The 16,859-nt window shown below is 38.1% G+C and carries 12 protein-coding genes; 3 read left to right on the forward strand and 9 right to left on the reverse strand.

Annotation, left to right across the window (positions count from 1 at the left end):
* Nucleotides 1-203 precede the first annotated feature (203 nt).
* Nucleotides 204-2,327, reverse strand: a complete 2,124-nt coding sequence (locus tag I6F48_RS06250) for a TonB-dependent siderophore receptor (protein ID WP_197119076.1) — start codon at nucleotides 2,325-2,327, stop codon at nucleotides 204-206.
* Between the two features lie 220 nt (nucleotides 2,328-2,547).
* Nucleotides 2,548-3,714, reverse strand: coding sequence for a DcaP family trimeric outer membrane transporter (locus I6F48_RS06255; RefSeq protein WP_197119077.1), 1,167 nt, complete (start codon nucleotides 3,712-3,714; stop codon nucleotides 2,548-2,550).
* Nucleotides 3,715-4,154: 440 nt separating this feature from the next.
* Here I6F48_RS06255 and acs point away from each other — a divergent pair, with 440 nt between their 5' ends.
* Together acs and I6F48_RS06265 are read left to right on the forward strand one after the other, a co-directional pair.
* Complete coding sequence (gene acs, locus I6F48_RS06260) at nucleotides 4,155-6,095, forward strand: acetate--CoA ligase (protein WP_165741001.1); 1,941 nt, start codon at nucleotides 4,155-4,157, stop codon at nucleotides 6,093-6,095.
* Nucleotides 6,096-6,199: 104 nt separating this feature from the next.
* Nucleotides 6,200-6,850, forward strand: coding sequence for a response regulator transcription factor (locus I6F48_RS06265; RefSeq protein ID WP_007584799.1), 651 nt, complete (start codon nucleotides 6,200-6,202; stop codon nucleotides 6,848-6,850).
* A gap of 181 nt (nucleotides 6,851-7,031) precedes the next feature.
* Here I6F48_RS06265 and purU read toward each other — a convergent pair whose 3' ends face one another.
* Nucleotides 7,032-7,862, reverse strand: a complete 831-nt coding sequence (purU, locus tag I6F48_RS06270) for a formyltetrahydrofolate deformylase (RefSeq protein WP_197119078.1) — start codon at nucleotides 7,860-7,862, stop codon at nucleotides 7,032-7,034.
* Between the two features lie 213 nt (nucleotides 7,863-8,075).
* Complete coding sequence (locus tag I6F48_RS06275; RefSeq protein ID WP_197119079.1) at nucleotides 8,076-9,962, reverse strand: hypothetical protein; 1,887 nt, start codon at nucleotides 9,960-9,962, stop codon at nucleotides 8,076-8,078.
* Between the two features lie 217 nt (nucleotides 9,963-10,179).
* Here I6F48_RS06275 and I6F48_RS06280 point away from each other — a divergent pair, with 217 nt between their 5' ends.
* Nucleotides 10,180-11,154 carry a DNA topoisomerase IB gene (locus tag I6F48_RS06280; RefSeq protein ID WP_197119132.1) on the forward strand — a complete coding sequence of 325 codons (975 nt, stop codon included), beginning with the start codon at nucleotides 10,180-10,182 and terminating at the stop codon, nucleotides 11,152-11,154.
* A 48-nt stretch (nucleotides 11,155-11,202) separates the two neighbouring features.
* On the opposite strand, the gene pelG is transcribed toward I6F48_RS06280, so the two are convergent.
* From pelG to I6F48_RS06305, 5 genes are read right to left on the reverse strand one after another with little or no spacing between them, the layout of a single operon-like run.
* Nucleotides 11,203-12,567, reverse strand: a complete 1,365-nt coding sequence (gene pelG / locus I6F48_RS06285; RefSeq protein ID WP_007584803.1) for an exopolysaccharide Pel transporter PelG — start codon at nucleotides 12,565-12,567, stop codon at nucleotides 11,203-11,205.
* Nucleotides 12,555-14,072: a GT4 family glycosyltransferase PelF gene (pelF, locus tag I6F48_RS06290; protein WP_197119080.1), complete on the reverse strand. Its 1,518-nt coding sequence runs from the start codon at nucleotides 14,070-14,072 to the stop codon at nucleotides 12,555-12,557. Before pelF ends, pelG begins: the two co-directional genes overlap by 13 nt.
* Nucleotides 14,065-15,048, reverse strand: a complete 984-nt coding sequence (locus I6F48_RS06295; RefSeq protein WP_165728461.1) for a HEAT repeat domain-containing protein — start codon at nucleotides 15,046-15,048, stop codon at nucleotides 14,065-14,067. The genes pelF and I6F48_RS06295 overlap by 8 nt, the downstream gene beginning before the upstream one ends.
* Nucleotides 15,045-16,343 (reverse strand): PelD GGDEF domain-containing protein, encoded by a 1,299-nt coding sequence (locus I6F48_RS06300; protein ID WP_165728462.1) that lies wholly within the window; start codon nucleotides 16,341-16,343, stop codon nucleotides 15,045-15,047. Before I6F48_RS06300 ends, I6F48_RS06295 begins: the two co-directional genes overlap by 4 nt.
* Nucleotides 16,340-16,855, reverse strand: a complete 516-nt coding sequence (locus I6F48_RS06305) for a protein PelC (RefSeq protein ID WP_165728463.1) — start codon at nucleotides 16,853-16,855, stop codon at nucleotides 16,340-16,342. The genes I6F48_RS06300 and I6F48_RS06305 overlap by 4 nt, the downstream gene beginning before the upstream one ends.
* Nucleotides 16,856-16,859 lie beyond the last annotated feature (4 nt).

Raw genomic sequence — 16,859 nt, forward strand, 5'->3', positions numbered from 1 at the left:
CAGCTATTGACGCGTAAATTCGCCTTGTTTCCACTGAAAATCTCTGGCTAGAGAAAATAAATTTAAATACCACTATGATTCAATACGTTAGTAAATCTCTTAACCAGAGTTTAGGTTAGATAAAAATAAAAACGACACATTAAAAATGTGTCGTTTTTTAATTTAACCGCAAAAATCTACAGCCTTTAATTAATCAAATATATTTATAACTGCCAATTTACAGATAGAGCGTAGTTACGCGGTGCACCGTAGTAACCTTGTTCCCAGTATAGGCTGTGCAAATATTTTTCACCTGTGGTGTTATTAACGTTGAAAGTGACTCCTACGTTATCTGTAATTTTGTAAGTGGCCATTAAATCAAGTAACCCGTATGCATCTTGGTTGGTAGTAACACTTGCAATACCATTAGCATCTTTAACTTGAACTCGGCTAGTTGAATCCTGCCAGCGATAGTTTGCACCAAATGATAAGCCATCAACTAAAGGCACTTGGTAGGTTGCGGCCACTTTAAGTTGGTTTTCTGGTGTGTAATCTTTTACTAAATCATCACCATCAATATTTAAATTACTAAAGCTAATACTTGCACTTAAATCATCTGTAAATTTACCACTTAACTCTACTTCAAAACCATTACTACTAATGCCATCAGCTGCATAATAACGCGTATCACTTGGTAATGAGTTAGCTATAGCAACAGCAAGGCCATCTTGTTTTGCATCAAAATAAGCAAACGTTACAAATAACTGGTCGTCTAGAAGCTGTGCTTTGACACCTATTTCGCTACTTTTGCCAGTAACAGCAGGTAGTTGATTGGCATTTATGTCTAGTTCTTTTTGCGGTACAAATGTTTCTGTATAGCTTGCATAAGCCGATAGAGATTCGTTAAAGTCGTACACTGTACCAATGTACGGTATTAGCTCAGAGTCACTTCGAGTTTGAGCAACGCCATAGGCTGTGCCTTTTGTTTCCCAATCGGTATAACGCACGCCAGCGAGCACACTTAAAGGCTCACTTAATTTAATGCGAGTAGATATGTAAGCTGATTTTTGCTCGTTAGTAATATCACTACCATTTACGCCATCAACAAGTGTTGCCTCTGGTACTACACCATCCCACGTTTTAAGTGATGGCATATCTGGAAAACCATTGCCTGTAGTGTAATCGTAAAGAGACTGCTCGTTGTAATCCATTTTAGCTTGGCTAACACCAAATGATAGGTCGTGCTCTTGATTAAATAAATCAAACTTACCACTGGCGTATAAATCAAATAAGTCATGCTTATCTTCGTAATCATAACGGCTAGCATAACCTGTTAAACCAAGTTCAGTATCTCTATCAGGGGTACCGTATACGTAGAACAGCTCTGAGTCTTGCTCGTTTTCAATGTGAGCATAGCGCGCTCTAGCCACCCATGTTGCTGATAAGTTTTGTTCAAGCGTTACATATACTTGCTCTGCACTGTTATCCCAGTAAGACCAATCAGCAGCAGTACTGGTTGATTCGTCATAGTCGGTTGGTGAGCCGTCGGTGTAATAAAGAGGTAGTGCCCCCCAAAGTGGGCTATCAGCATCTTTTTGTTGGTTAACGTAGTTAACGCTTAATAATGTGTTGTCGGTTAATTTGCCTTCGTAGGCTAAGTAAATAATTGTTTTATCTGTTTCGTAACGATCTAAGTATGAATCCGCTTTTTGTTTTGTAAATACAGCTCTTACAGCGTGTTCTTCATTAATAGGGGTCGATACATCTAAATCTAATCGTTTTTTATTCCACGAACCATATGACACAGACGCATTAGCTTGTGTGTTATATGTTGGTTTTTTTAAAACCATATTTACAGTAGCAGAAGGATTACCGGCACCGGTCATTAAGCCATTAGCGCCACGAACTATTTCTACACGGTCATAAATTGAAGTATCAAGACTGCCTTGAATAGATCCAGAGCTTTGTGGAATACCTAAGCCATCAACTTGAAAGTTAGTAATTTCAAAGCCACGAGCTTTAAAGTAAGTACGATCTGTTTCTATTTGCTCTACTGTTACGCCGGGGGTGCTTTCAAGTACTGAGTTTATATCGTCTAGTGAAAAGTCGTCCATTAATGCGCGTGATACTACCGAGATTGACTGTGGTGTTTCTTTAATTGTTAGACCTAGTTTGGTAGCTGATTGCGCTTCTTCTGTTATGTAGTTTTTGTGATGTTGACCATATACCGCAATTTTTTCGAGAGGTTCATCTTTTACAGTTGCTTCATCAGCAAGTGCATAACCAGATAGAATTAAAGAAGTAGCAAAGCTTAATTTAGATAAACGCAAAACTTGAGGGGACGACATAAGTTTTTCCAGTTAGTTCAAAAAGAAGTGCGTAACTTAATCTAAATGATATCGATTTGCAATTAGGTTGTGTGTTTTTACCTATTATTATTCTATTTTGTTGGATTTTAGCGTCACATAAAGAGATTATGGGTACGAATTGATGAATTATATAGAACTTAATATCCCTTATAAAAAAGCGGCCTAGGCCGCTTTTTTAAAGTAGTTAGCTTTTTAGTTATTAAAAAGAGTATTTAACAGAGAACTGTAAGCGATCTAGATCGCCATCTACGCCACTTTCAGTTTCACGTTCAGCATGCTTTAGTTCAGCACCAAACGTTAAACGTTTAACGGGTGAGTATAGAATATTTGCGCTGTAGCTTTGGCTTGATTCTGTCGGATCGCCAGAAATAGCTAATAAATCAGTGTTGTTATCAGCGCTAAAGAATGAGTATAAGAACGTTGAGCGCCATTTGCTTGTCCACTTGTGCTGGTAAGCAACAAAACCAGAAGTTGAGTCAATCGCATCTAGTTCATCGCCATTAAGTACTGCACCGTGAGCTACGTTTAAGCCTACGTAACGGCCTAAGCCTTTGCCTTGAGTAAGCATAAATTTAAGGTTGTCTTCACCAAGGTTTATTTTACCCGATGCACTAATACCAAAAGATGTTTCATCGGCATCAACACTGCCTACTTTATAAGTAAGTTGGCGAGCAAGCGCGGCAACAACAATGTTACCCCAATCAGCTTTGTGTGTGTAACGAGCTGTAAAATCGGGTAATGATGCATCATCAGTGACTACCATACCGCTAGTCGTAGAAATTGTACTTTCTGGGTTTTCTAATGAGAAAGACCATGCGCCAGTGGTATATTTAATTTGCGATTGACGCACAAACACAGTGCCTTCAGCAGGCCCTACAAAATCAAGCGTTTCAGCAAGGGCACCCACGTTTTGAAAGTTAGACCACGTTTGACCAAATAACCAACCATCGTAAGTAACAAACGCGTGGCGAATACGTGGTGCGTAAGAGTTTGAAACTCGCTCATTACCGCCAGCAGCCGAGGCTAAAAAATCAATCTCAATTTTAGTCTTAACGGTTTTGCCGTTATCCATTAAAGTTGATGTACCAAAATTAAAGCGTGACTCGCGTGCATGCATATCAAATACTGCATCAGAGCTATTGTCGTCACCAACGGTTAGCGTGCTTGGTACGTAAAAATCACGGCCAACGTTTGTACCAGCCGGTGCACCTGCGGAGTAATCACTCCACATTGTGTCTAGCTTGATGTATCCACCGTAAGTAAATTCGGTATCACCAATTTTTGCAGCAGTTGCCGCGTATGCAGTACTTGATAGTGCACATAGTACAGCGCTTGCTGCCAATGTTTTTAATGGGATAAATTTCATTGTGGTGTCCTTTATAGGCTACTTGTTGTCTGTTACTTTTTTTTTCATGTAAGGTTGTATTACTTGCTACGAGTATTACTTACGAATAAAAAGGGTGTTAATTTAGCTTTTCAATACACATATTGTTTTCATTCGTTAAATAAAGCTTTTATTAAGTACTGCAGTAAATACGTTTATTACAGTACCGAACACTGTTGAATATGCGCAATATTTACTCAATTACCTATTGGTCTATAAGACTAAGGTTTTAGAGTTGATAAGTTTGTATTCACTTACATTTAACGCGTTGTATTATTTATGTAAAAAAATTGAAAGCAGAAGGATTATAAACTACAAATGAGCAAATTGGTGAGGAATACAACTAAGGTCTAATACTTAATAAAGTACTGCTGAGTAATCCTTGATAAGAGCCTAAGGCAAGTAATTTAATGGAGACGAAGATGTCACAAAGTATCTATCCAGTTCCGGCGCATATTAAAGATGCGACTCTTGTAGATAAAAATAAATATAATACGCTTTACAAGCAATCTATTGATGACCCAGAAAGTTTTTGGCGTGAGCATGGCAAACGTCTTGATTGGTCTACCCCTTATACAAAAGTTAAAAACACATCATTCGACAAAGGACATATAAATATTAAATGGTATGAGGATGGCTACCTTAATGCTTCGTACAATTGTATCGATCGTCACTTAAAAACCAAAGCAGACAAAACGGCGCTTATTTGGGAAGGTGACAGCCCATCTCAAAGTGAGAATATTACTTATCAACAATTGCATGATGAAGTGGCTAAGTTTGCCAATGGTTTAAAAAAGCTAGGTGTTCAAAAAGGTGATCGTGTAGCGATTTATATGCCTATGACGCCTCAAGCTGTTTATGCAATGCAGGCTTGTGCACGTATTGGTGCTATTCATTCGGTTGTATTTGGTGGCTTTTCACCTTCTGCGATTGCAGATCGTATTCGAGATTCGGGTGCCAAAATTGTTATTACTTCGGATGAAGGGCGCAGAGCAGGTAATTGTGTTCCATTAAAAGCAAATGTAGATGAAGCGGTAGCGCAAGAAACTGTAACCTCAATTGAGCATGTTATTGTGCACCAATTAACCGGCGGTGAAGTTGATTGGAATGAGCACGATATATGGTGGCATGACCTAGTTGCTGATTTACCAGCAAAGTGTGAACCAGAGCCAATGAACGCTGAAGATCCATTGTTTATTTTATATACATCAGGTTCAACAGGTCAGCCGAAGGGTGTTGTGCATACTACTGGTGGCTACTTAGTTTACTCATCAATGACACATGAATACGTATTTGATTTAAAAGAAGACGATGTGTATTGGTGTAGTGCCGATGTAGGTTGGATCACAGGCCACAGTTACATTGCATACGGGCCATTAGTAAACGGTTGTACACAAGTATTATTTGAAGGTGTACCAACTTATCCAACTGCAGGACGTATGGGCGAAATTGTTGATAAACACGGTGTAACTATTTTATATACTGCGCCTACAGCAATTCGTGCGCTAATGGCGAAAGGTGATGAGCCAACTGCTTCGTCAAATCGCGATAGTTTACGTATTTTAGGCTCGGTTGGTGAGCCAATTAATCCAGAAGCATGGACGTGGTATTACGAGAGTATTGGTAAATCTAATTGTCCGATTGTTGATACGTGGTGGCAAACAGAAACCGGTGGCATAATGATTACGCCTTTACCGGGTGCAACTGATACAAAGCCTGGCTCTGCAACCCATCCATTTTTTGGTATTGCGCCAGCATTATTTGATGCTGAAGGTAATACACTCGAAGGTGCCGTAGATGGTAATTTAGTTATTTTAGATAGTTGGCCATCGCAAGCGCGAACTGTTTATGGCGACCATGAACGTTTTGAACAAACTTATTTTAGCGCCTACCCAGGTGTTTACTTTACTGGTGATGGGTGTCGTCGTGATGAAGACGGTTATTACTGGATCACAGGACGTGTGGACGATGTACTTAACGTATCAGGTCATCGCTTAGGTACTGCGGAGATTGAAAGTGCTCTTGTATCACATCCAGCAGTAGCAGAAGCCGCTGTTGTAGGTTACCCGCATGATATTAAAGGCCAAGGTATTTATGTTTATATTACGCCAAATGAAGGTGTAACAGTAAGCGATGAGTTAACCAAAGAGGTACGTAACTGGGTTCGTAAAGAGCTTAGCCCAATAGCATCACCAGATATGATTCAATGGTCTCCAGGTTTACCTAAAACGCGCTCAGGCAAGATTATGCGTCGTATTTTACGTAAAATCGCTGCAAATGAGCACCAACAACTCGGTGATACGTCAACGCTTGCAGATCCATCTGTAGTCGATGAACTAATCGAGAACAGATTAAATCGTTAAATGTGCGTTAAAAACTTGATTACAAGTTGATTCTAAACGTAGTATATCGGCTGTCAGTAAGGGTTTTATACCTAACTGGCAGCCGAATTTATTAGGAGTGAACCATGAGTCAGTTTTTAATAGCGGACGACCATCCGTTATTTCGTGAAGCACTAAAGGGCGCATTGAGCGCAAAATTTGAAGGTTTAGAGGTTTTTGAATCATCCGATTTTGACAGCACACTGCAAGTGTTAAGCGAGCAAGAGGATCTTGATATATTACTGCTAGACCTTCACATGCCAGGTAATGGTGATTTATATGGTCTTATTCGTATTAGAGAAGAATACCCAAGCTTACCTATTGCCGTTGTTTCGGGTAGTGAAGACGCTAATATAGTTTCTAAAGTAATGGGTTACGGCGCTATGGGTTTTATTCCTAAATCGTCATCGTCTGATGATATTGCCAGTGCAATTAACCAAATACTTGAAGGCGATACATGGCTACCAAAAGAGTTAAAAAACAAAGTAGCTGAAATTGAAGGTGAAGACCGAGAAATAGCAGCGCAAGTTGCCTCATTAACACCTCAACAATACCGAGTGCTGCAATATCTGCACGAAGGTTTACTTAATAAGCAAATTGCTTATGAACTGCACATATCAGAAGCAACAGTAAAAGCACACATTACAGCCATATTTAGAAAACTCGGCGTGTACAATCGTACCCAAGCCGTTTTAATTGCCGCGAAATTAAAACTCGAGCCAATAGAGCAGGCATAATTTACATTTAAAAAGTCACTTGCTTAATTATGAGCAAAAAAATGCCAGCAACAATGCTGGCATATTTTTATGTGTAGAATAGTTAATCAGAATTCAGGTTAATAACAAAGTGCATACCTTGTTATCAACACTGTTTTATTACCTCAAAATAAACTACTTAATTAAGCGAATTGGTACAATGCTAAGAAAACACTACAGTTTTATTACCATTAATAAATAGCTTATGCTCTGATGCAAGTTGGAGTGCTTTACAAAACACTGTTTTCTCTACATCTTTACCCATTTTAGCCATCATTTCTGCAGTATTAGCGTGCGTTACGCTTGTTACGTCTTGAAGAATGATAGGTCCTTCATCAAGCTCATTATTCACAAAGTGAGCGGTAGCACCAATGATTTTTACGCCGCGCTCAAATGCTTGATGATAAGGTTTAGCACCTATAAATGCGGGTAAAAATGAATGATGAATATTAATTATTTTGCCTTCAAAGCGACCCACAAATTCAGGGCTTAAAATACGCATGTATTTGGCAAGACCAATAATATCAGGGTTGTAGCTGGCAATTAAATCACCTACTTTTTGATCGTGCTCGCTACGAGTTAGTCCTTCGTGCGATACAACATGAAACGGCACATCAAACCCTTTTACTAAAGGCTCTAAATCAGCGTAGTTAGCAATAACTGCTAATACTTCAATATTAAGAGTTTGTTCAAATTGCTTTAGCAACATACCACCTAAACAATGGGCTTCTTTAGTTGCAAGTAAAACTACTTTAGTTTTTGCACCGCAATGTAGGGCAAGTTTAGCGCCTTGTGGCAACAGTGCGCGTAGTTGATCTAAAAAGTCGCTTTGTGGCTCGCCTGTAAGCTCTGTGCGCATAAAAAATCGCTGTGCGTCTTTATCTACAAACTCGTTGTTACGCGTAATATTTAAATTATTTTTATGACAAAGCCCTGTGATTTTAGCTATTAAGCCTACGTCGTCAGCACATTGGGTGGTTAGTATATAGCTCATTGTCCTCATTCTTACCCTGTGATTAATACTTCATTATTTGTGTTTTGGCACATAAAGCAAGGGCTTTGTGGACTAATCCAATATTAATCATGTTGTTGAGTATAAAAGAGGTAGTAAAGTTAAAAGGTATTGAATAGAGGTTAATAAAGGATAAAAAAATGCCACCTAATTTACAAGGTGGCATTAATACTAATAATCCAGAGTTTAAGTTAATTAACCCTTTGGCTCGGGAGATAAGCTTTCTTCTTGTCTTAAATACCCGGCAGCTTCTTCGTCATCTTTAGCTATCGCTTGCTGAGTAGGTATAGCACGCGTTTGCTGATTTAATTGATGTATTTGTGAAGCATTACCTAAATCACGCTCACTGGTGATTGAGGCGATAGATTCACGGTCTTTCAAGAACGCGATAACGTCTTTTTTGATTGCTTGTAATTGTCCTTCGTCTTTATGCATTTCCATAATATGGCGAGGATGTTCAAGATTTTTCATACCTGTTGCTGCAAACGTAGTAGAAATAACACGAGAAACAATAATCCAAGGCGTTATGCTACTGCGTACTAAAGTATTTTCTGAGCGAGTACTATCGTGAATACCAGTACCTGTTGATATTTTAGACTCAGTAAATGTGCCTTCGCATTTAAAGTACACTAGTAGTGATTCAAATTGCATTTCAGCAAAAAATAGATGAGCTGTATTTGTAAGCAATTGCGCAAATGCTTTAATAAGTATACCTATTAGCAATAAGTGAAAGCTTGTCATTAATAGCTCACTAAATTGAATAACATGTTGGTTATTAAATGCTTGTTTAAAGCTACTAATATTTGCAGCGTCAACGTAATGATAAATATTAATAAACGAATACGCTAAAAACACAGTAAACGCTAAGGCTATAATATAAAGCAAGTTACCACTTACTAAAGCAAGTAACCTTGCTAGCGTAAAGTTTTTACCTAAGTCTATTGAGTGCAGTTTAGGTTGAATCTCTTGGATCATTTCACCTTTAAAACCGCCTTTACCTTCAATTTGTTCTTGAAGCTTAGGATCTAATTCGCGATAAACTCTGTTAGGTACTTCTTTATAACGACGGTTAGCCATTACTAGATTGTCTAGGTTTATAAAAATTTCGTCTGGATGAACAGACTCTTGCCAGTTTTCACGTAGTTCTGATACTTCAGCAGAAGGGGTAACTGCATTTAAACGCGCTTTAATCATAATAAAAGCAATTGCGCAGCTCAGAGTGGCTAATACAATAATCGCAATTAAGTACATGCCAGCATGAAGACTAGGTAGTTGCTCAATCCAGCCATCTATTTCTTGTTTGCTAATGTGTTGTTCTTTCATCAGCCATGACATAGAAAGGCCAATAGCGATTGGTAGAATAAAAGATAAAGAAATAATTTTAGCGAGTGCACCAGTACCAAGTGCTTCAATATTTTTTTCAGCGTTTCTAGAAATAGGTTTACCCGTAGAGCGCCACGAAAAAAGCACGTAGAACATTAATATGGCACTATAAACAGGAAATGCTAATTCGCCTGCTTCACCGGTAAAACCCGATAAAGATACAAATGCTACAAGGCCATAAGCAATAAGTGCAACAAGGGTACTTACCCATGAGCCAAATAAGCGCTGAGCAACATTACGAATAGGATAAGGTAGGAATAATAACTTAGGGATTAAGCTGTGAAGTAAACGTGATAAAAAACCATTAGGCTCTTTAAACGTACTGTTTTTACGACCAACCAGCATTTCTTCGAGTGATTGCGCGGTGTAGGCTACTTCTTTTTGTTCTTCTTGGGCGGTTGATGCTTGTGATTTGCTGTAGTTATAAGCAAGTGAAGTAGGGTGGTTTCTGCCTACAAAATACTTAAGAGTTGCATAAATACCACTTGAAAGTGAGCGAATGCCGAATGCTAAAATAAGCATGCCAAACACCATTAAAATCCATCCAGCGGTTGTATCTTCTTTTACTGATCCCGCAGCAATAACAAGTAAACTAATACCCGCTATAGACTCAATGAGTCCTCTTACAGCTGTTACTTTACCTTCAAGTTTGAAGGGGTTTTTTAGTCCAAGATCAATCGATCCATAATCAAAAGCCATTGAATGCTCCTTTTAAACAGCATGCCCAATTAAGGGAGAATATAAGCGTAGTTATAATAACCATTATATATATCGTATTTTTGTTTTTGCTCAATTTTTGATTATATATCAATAAAGTCGTTCAGTTTAAGGTTATTTTAAAGTGGTACATTCTATGCTTTGAAATATAAGCTTAAGCGAGTTAACAATATCTCTTTTAAATGCTTGAGGAGGAATGATGGAATTGATTTACGTTGATGATAGTTTGCCCGGAATTACCCGAAAGAAAAAAAACAAACATTGGCAGTATTTTGACCCAATAGGAAAAATAATTAAAGAGAAGGCCGTTATTGAGCGCTTAAATTCACTCGCGTTCCCGCCTGCTTATAAAAGTGTATGGTTTTGCCCTGAAGAAAATGGGCATATTTTAGCAACAGGTTACGACAGTAAAGGACGAAAGCAGTACCGATATCATCCATTATTTACACAACAACAAGATGCTAAAAAGTATCAAGCTTGTAGTGTGTTTGGACATAAGCTGCCGTTACTTAGGGCTCAATTAAAGGAAGCATTGCAAGGTGATGAGCTCGATTATGAACGTACTTTAGCAGCCATTGTTAGATTAATGGATTTAGGTGCTTTACGGGTGGGGAATGAACGTAATGTAAAACAAAATAAAAGTTTTGGTGCGACAACCCTAAGATCAAGGCATGCAAAATTAACAGGAAAAAATATTAGATTAAAATACCGTGCAAAGTCAGGCAAAGAAAGGGAAGTAAATATAACGGATAAAGCATTGAGTAGTGTTATTAAGGAGCTTCAGGACTTACCCGGGCAACACTTGTTTCAATATATAGAAGAGGGGGAGCGCTCTAACGTTACCTCTACTGAAATCAATCAGTATATTCAAAATATAATGGGTGAAGAATTTAGCGCAAAACACTTTAGAACATGGCGAGCAAGTGTGATTGCTTTTAAAGAAGTGTATGAAGAAAAAGGCGCTATTACATTAAAAAAAATGCTTGATGAAGTGTCTTCAAAGCTTGGGAATACGCCAACAATAGCGCGTAATTCTTATATTCATCCTGATGTTATTGAGCTTTGTAAGAAAAATGAATCAGAACAAACTCATTGGCGCGACAATTTTAAATTACCCCGTAAAACAAAGTATCTTAGTCGGTTTGAGCGCGGTTTATTAGAGTTTTTAACGTAACGATAAAGGCTGTAGCTTACAGCCTTTATGCTAAGTTTTTATATTATGCTATTGCAGCATAAACGTTTCGTATTCTAAATCTTCAAATTGTTTTGAAAGCCAAAATAATCCTACTACCGAGGTAATAATGGTTGCTAATGCAAAGCCATAGCCATAAAACTGCGGTCCAAAAGCAATTGATAACAAAGTTAAAACAACGTTTATTACCAAAAATAACCCCGCTAAAAATAGCACTGTTGAGCGTTTATCTAAATAAAACAAAATATTTAAAATAGATAAAAATATAACTTGTACGCCTACACCTACTACATCAATAAATAAAAGCGTTTTATAGTTTGGATCAATGCCAATAAAGGTAAGTATTTGCTCACCCCATAATAATAAGCAGGCAACGGTAATACCCTGAATTTTAAATATATCGTATAAACCGGCACGCGCAGTTTGGATCATACTGTCTTTTAATATGTAGATCTCTTCAAGAGATGAGCCACCACGAATAGCGGTGTAAAAACGGTCGTACTCTTCTACAAAGTCTGTTTCCATTTTTACTAAAAATACCGCCATACCGGGGATAATAGACAAATAAGCCAAAAATATAGGTAAGTCATAAATTGGGCTGGCTCTTAATGTACCAATAATTTGAATTGATGTGCTTGGAGAATACCAAAAAATGATTTTATCAGCCCATACACCAATGTTATAAAACAGACCACAAAAGAATAGGCTGTAATACACTTTTTTATTGCTTAAAAAGTCAAAGCTTATAAGTTTTTCACCTGGGTAGCGGCGAATAATCATAAATAAAAAGCTAAAAAAGAGCAGTGCTTCGCCTGCAAAAAACGCAAAAAATAAGCCGTCTAGCTGCCAGTCTCTTAATAAATATGCAAGCAATACCATAAAGGCGTAACCACTTAGCATAGTTATTAAAATTAACCGGTACTCTTTCATACCTGATAGAAAAATAGCGCCAAGCCACTGATTACATAAGCTTACAAAGGCACCTAAAATTATAATCTTAGTAACAACGGGTATAGGGAGCATAGGCCATACAGCTAAGCCCACCAATAACGCAGCTATTGTTGTTACAAGTTGCGCACCAAGTAAATTAGGGAGTACTTTTGCCTCTTCTTTTTGAAAAAACAAATCGGCAATAAACCGAGTTAGTAATAACTGCAAGCCACCCGTTAAAATAAGTGAGGCTGCCATCATGTAGGTAACAAGCGTTAAAAACTGAATAATAAGTACTTTAGGTAATACAATTCCTAAACTTAAAATACCAATTAGCATTAACGCTACAATAGAGAGCAGCCAGGGGCCTGAGCCTATTAACCCTGCGTAGCCGTATGCTTCAAAAACTGAGAGCAGGGTATTTTTTTTGAGAATTTTTCGTATCTCAAAACCTATTCCGGCCATGCCATTGTATCCTTATAAAGTTTATCGTAACGGGCAAACATGTGGCTCTCGTCATAAAATTTTTGTACGCGGTCTAAACCACTTTTTTGATACTCAAGCCAAGCTTGCTCATTTGTTAGCATATTTGATATTTGTTGTGCTGTTTCGCTAGGTGAAGCAATTGAGACAACTTCACCAGCTTTACCTAATGCTTTATCTTCATCGGTGCCGCCTTCGATTATTTCGCGGCACGAGCCAACATCACTAGCAAGTACAGGCACACCGGCCGCCATTGCTTCTAAAAGCACTAAAGGCTGCGCTTCGGAAATCGAGGTTAAAGCAACAATTCCGAGCTTAGGTAAAATTTTGGTAATATCTTGCATACCTAAAAACTTAACACTGTTTTGTAAATCAAGGCTGCCTACAAGTAGTTCACACTCTTTGTAATATTGCGGATCTTCTTCATAAGGGCCGATGATCCAGCCTTCGACCTCTGGTAATATCGATTGCGCTTCTTTAATCGCACGTATAAAGGTTTTAATATCTTTTATAGGAACTACACGTCCAATTAATCCAACAACCGGTGGTATCTGTTTTGGACGCTTCTCAAGCGCTTCAATAAAGCGCACTGTTTTAATACCATTAGGTACAACAAATGCTTTTTCAGGCGCTGCACCATCTTTTATTTGGCGCTGTCTGTTACCATCGTATAGCGAAATGATCTTATCTGCTTCTTGGTATGTTGTTCGGCCTATTTGCTCAAAAAAGCTGATCCACATTCGGCGAATAAAGCCCATCTCGGTATTTAAGTTTTTACCTAGGCTTTGTTCAGACTCTTTGATCCAACTGGCTTGAATAAGATCTATTTTTCTCTCTTTGGTGTAAATACCATGCTCGGTCAACAAAAAGGGAGTATCGCTTATTACACTGGCACCAGATCCTAAAATACCAGCATACCCGGTAGATATTGAGTGAATAAGTTTAACTTTTGGAAGTCCACGTGCAATTTCGGCTATTTTAAATAGCGGTTTATATAAATTGCGGTATGACCAAAAAAAGTCAATAAAAGAGGATTCATCACAAAAAGTTGAATAGTAATTGATGAGCACTTGCCACGATGATTCACTATATAAAAAGTCGGCTTCGTTAATACCGTCTTTTTTAGCCAAAGTTTCAAATGCAAATTTTAACAATTCACTCGGAATAGGCTCGTTACAATCTCTAAAATAATTTTGTAGTTGCTGCCAAAAATCAAAGAGCTCTTTTTTATATTTAATGCCATGCTTAGCTTTTATTTCAGAAGTGTCATTTTCCACTAAATAATGAACATGCAGCTTGGTAACGTTTTTAGGTAAAGTATATTGAATCTCGCCATAATGCTCTGGCGCTCCACCTATAAAAACAAGCTCAAAGTTATAATGAGGTAACCCTTCAATTATTTGATGAACCCAGCTAGATACACCACCACGTATGTAAGGGTAGGTACCTTCCAAAAGCAGTAAAATGTCTGCATTTTTATTACTCATGCCAATACTCCTGCAAATGACGTAATTCACTGCCTTTAGGTTGTTCTGGGAGTTCTTTTAAGTAGCGTTTACAGTCGTCAAACTTGTTCATACAAAAGGCAACTTCGGCTTTATAAGGGAGAACATGACGCCTTGCCATACCAAATTCGGTTGCTTTAAGTAAGTACTCATGGGCTATTTCGTATTTGTCTAAGGCTAAAGATATACGGCCTAAAAATATAAAGGTTGCAGGTGTTTTTACGTGCTCAATACTTTGCTGTGCAAGTGTTTCGGCTTTTTCTAAAACGTATTTTCGCAGTGCACCTTGGGCTAAACCTAAGTAGCTAAGTTCCCAATAAAGTTCGGCTAGTTGTTTTTGTAAATGACTCAATTTAGGCTGCTTAGTCGTAACGGCTATTTCTTGCTGATATAAACTGATTTTTTCGTTGAGTTTGGTTTCTTTACCATCAAGGGTTGAGTAGGCGAGTAGGCGAATATCATCTTCTAAATCTTTAAGTGCTAGCTTTAAAATAGGAATAGCTTGTGAGTCACTCATGTGACGAGCTGCCATTACAGCACTTAAACGTTTATTTGGTTCACTCGCGTGCTTTAAAATTGCTTTAAGCCCGCCCATAGAATAGGTTGGATTTGCTGATATAGCTCTGGCTTCAAAAGGAAGCTCAGGTATTTTATGCTCTTCAATTTCTATATCATCGTTTTTTAGAGGTTTACACAGAGCAAACGTAAGCGCTACTACAACACCTATAATTCCAAGTACTGGTAATGTAAACAATAATAAAAACATGAGCAAAAAAGAGCTATAAGGAGTCGTTTTGTATTTTTTAGGTATAAACACATAACTAACAATAGCAAAAAGGATGCTAGCAATAGCATGCAATAGTATAGCTAAAAACCAATTAGGTGTTTCCAGTACTTCTATTAGTGCAAAGTACTGACAAATACACCCTAAAATAGCCGCTATAATAATTATAATCATGAAAGTGAAACCAATCTCTTTATATCATCTGAGCTTATTGGTAGTGCAAGTTGTTGCTCAATAACAATATCAAGCTCAGCTAAAGTGCTACCAGTGCGCTCTTTACACCACGTGTTCATTCGGGCAATAAAGCCTGCTTTTTCAAGTTCATCAGCTAATGGCATTAATAGCAGTAATACCTGATTTTGATTATCATACAAATAAATGTCTAAACCACGGCGTGCTTCACTTAAATAACTCATAAGTTGAGTCGATTTATCAGTAATATTATTGGCTTTTATTTTTAGCAGCTGCGATGGAATGTTGTATCGTTTTGCTTCTTTATTCGCGCGTTTAACTTGGCGAATAAAGTATGGAGACTCTTCATACGTCATTACTGGGTTTGTTATTTCATGGCGCAGCAGGTCGCCAATATGCCCAGCCATAACAGCAAGTAGTGTAAGAGTGGTATTTTTAAGTGCAAAAAATTGTACTCTTTCAACTAAAATAACGCCGTAAATTGTATTATTTACGTCGATAAGTGGGATTGCCATATGGTATTTACTTATACCTAATGCAGTTTTTGCGTCTTTTACTGATACTAATTCTTTTTCTTCAATCATCGCTAATATAAGAGGATCATTTTCAGCTATTTGACCCATTTGGCTAATAGAGGCAAGTGGTGGCTCTAAAACAGTGTCGTTTTCAACTTTATATAATCCCGCTCTTTCTAATAAGCCATATTCAACGAATAGGTCGATTATTTTTTGCGCTGCGCTATCAAGCCTTCTTTCTTTTAATAGCCCGATAGAGGTTCTTACTGCTTGTAGCGATTCACGCAAACTTAACGTGTGGCCAGCAAGCATTTGCTCTATTCTATCGTGAGATGAATTAATTAAGTGATACTGACGAGTAAATGTTTCAAGGCGATCGGTTACGTACTCAAGCTGAATACTTTGTTGTTGATTAGTACGTTCCCACACATCCCTAAATTCGCCAGTGATCATAATTACAATAATGTAGCCAATCATGGCGTTAATATTGAAGTCGCTTTGTGGTGATAAAATATTTGCTTGAAGTAAACAAAGTTGACCAACAAGCAAACATAAAATACTAATAAAGCCTTTTGAAAAGCCATAACGTAGAGAAACTAAAAGTGGGCCAAGTACAGGCCACGAAAACCCTCCCTCAGTCCAAAATGGGTCCTCTGCGTTAAATAATACAGGCAGCCCTAAAGCAAGCGCGGTAAATATAAATACCTCAGCCCATATTTGTAGCTCAGGAACGTCTCTTGGTCTAAGGAAATGTGTTTTCACTCACTAACCTCTATATAAGAAATTAAATCGGCAATCACATCTTGTGCTGTTGCTGCAATGCTATCGCGACCCCAGCCACTTTTAGCAATAGTTCCCGTCCAAATTGGCGTTGTTTGCCCGTTAACTGTGAGTGATAAGGTCAGTGCTACAACAGGTTCTCCGTCAAGACCGGCTTTATAGCGCCACTCTTCAATGCTACCTGTTAGTACATAGTCAGCTTGTTGAGTGCTTAACCATTGCATAGCATTGTCTAAACGGTATTGATCGTCCAGTGGTGGAAGCTCTTTAGTGTTTACGCGAGGAGCGCGTATAAGAGTTGGCAATTTATTTTGCTGCCAAATACTGGCCAAAATATCTTCAGCACGCTCACCAGCAAGCGGTGTTTGAGCATGATTAACAAGTGGCATTAATGCCACAATTTTTGAAGGGCTAAGCTCTACATCATCAGCAACTCTGCTGGTGGTACATGCTGATAATAGTAATACCAAACACGGTATAATTAAACGAAACATACTC

The organism is Pseudoalteromonas sp. SWYJ118, assembly GCF_015864505.1.
Lineage (GTDB): Bacteria > Pseudomonadota > Gammaproteobacteria > Enterobacterales > Alteromonadaceae > Pseudoalteromonas > Pseudoalteromonas arctica.

What these genes read in the sequence shown, in the direction of transcription:
- I6F48_RS06295 (WP_165728461.1), bottom strand. Translation starts at nt 15,048, where the DNA reads ATGATTATAATTATTATAGCGGCTATTTTAGGGTGTATTTGTCAGTAC.
- I6F48_RS06305 (WP_165728463.1), bottom strand. Translation starts at nt 16,855, where the DNA reads ATGTTTCGTTTAATTATACCGTGTTTGGTATTACTATTATCAGCATGT.
- I6F48_RS06250 (WP_197119076.1), bottom strand. Translation starts at nt 2,327, where the DNA reads ATGTCGTCCCCTCAAGTTTTGCGTTTATCTAAATTAAGCTTTGCTACT.
- acs (WP_165741001.1), top strand. Translation starts at nt 4,155, where the DNA reads ATGTCACAAAGTATCTATCCAGTTCCGGCGCATATTAAAGATGCGACT.
- pelF (WP_197119080.1), bottom strand. Translation starts at nt 14,072, where the DNA reads ATGAGTAATAAAAATGCAGACATTTTACTGCTTTTGGAAGGTACCTAC.
- I6F48_RS06255 (WP_197119077.1), bottom strand. Translation starts at nt 3,714, where the DNA reads ATGAAATTTATCCCATTAAAAACATTGGCAGCAAGCGCTGTACTATGT.
- I6F48_RS06280 (WP_197119132.1), top strand. Translation starts at nt 10,180, where the DNA reads ATGGAATTGATTTACGTTGATGATAGTTTGCCCGGAATTACCCGAAAG.
- I6F48_RS06275 (WP_197119079.1), bottom strand. Translation starts at nt 9,962, where the DNA reads ATGGCTTTTGATTATGGATCGATTGATCTTGGACTAAAAAACCCCTTC.
- pelG (WP_007584803.1), bottom strand. Translation starts at nt 12,567, where the DNA reads ATGGCCGGAATAGGTTTTGAGATACGAAAAATTCTCAAAAAAAATACC.
- purU (WP_197119078.1), bottom strand. Translation starts at nt 7,862, where the DNA reads ATGAGCTATATACTAACCACCCAATGTGCTGACGACGTAGGCTTAATA.
- I6F48_RS06265 (WP_007584799.1), top strand. Translation starts at nt 6,200, where the DNA reads ATGAGTCAGTTTTTAATAGCGGACGACCATCCGTTATTTCGTGAAGCA.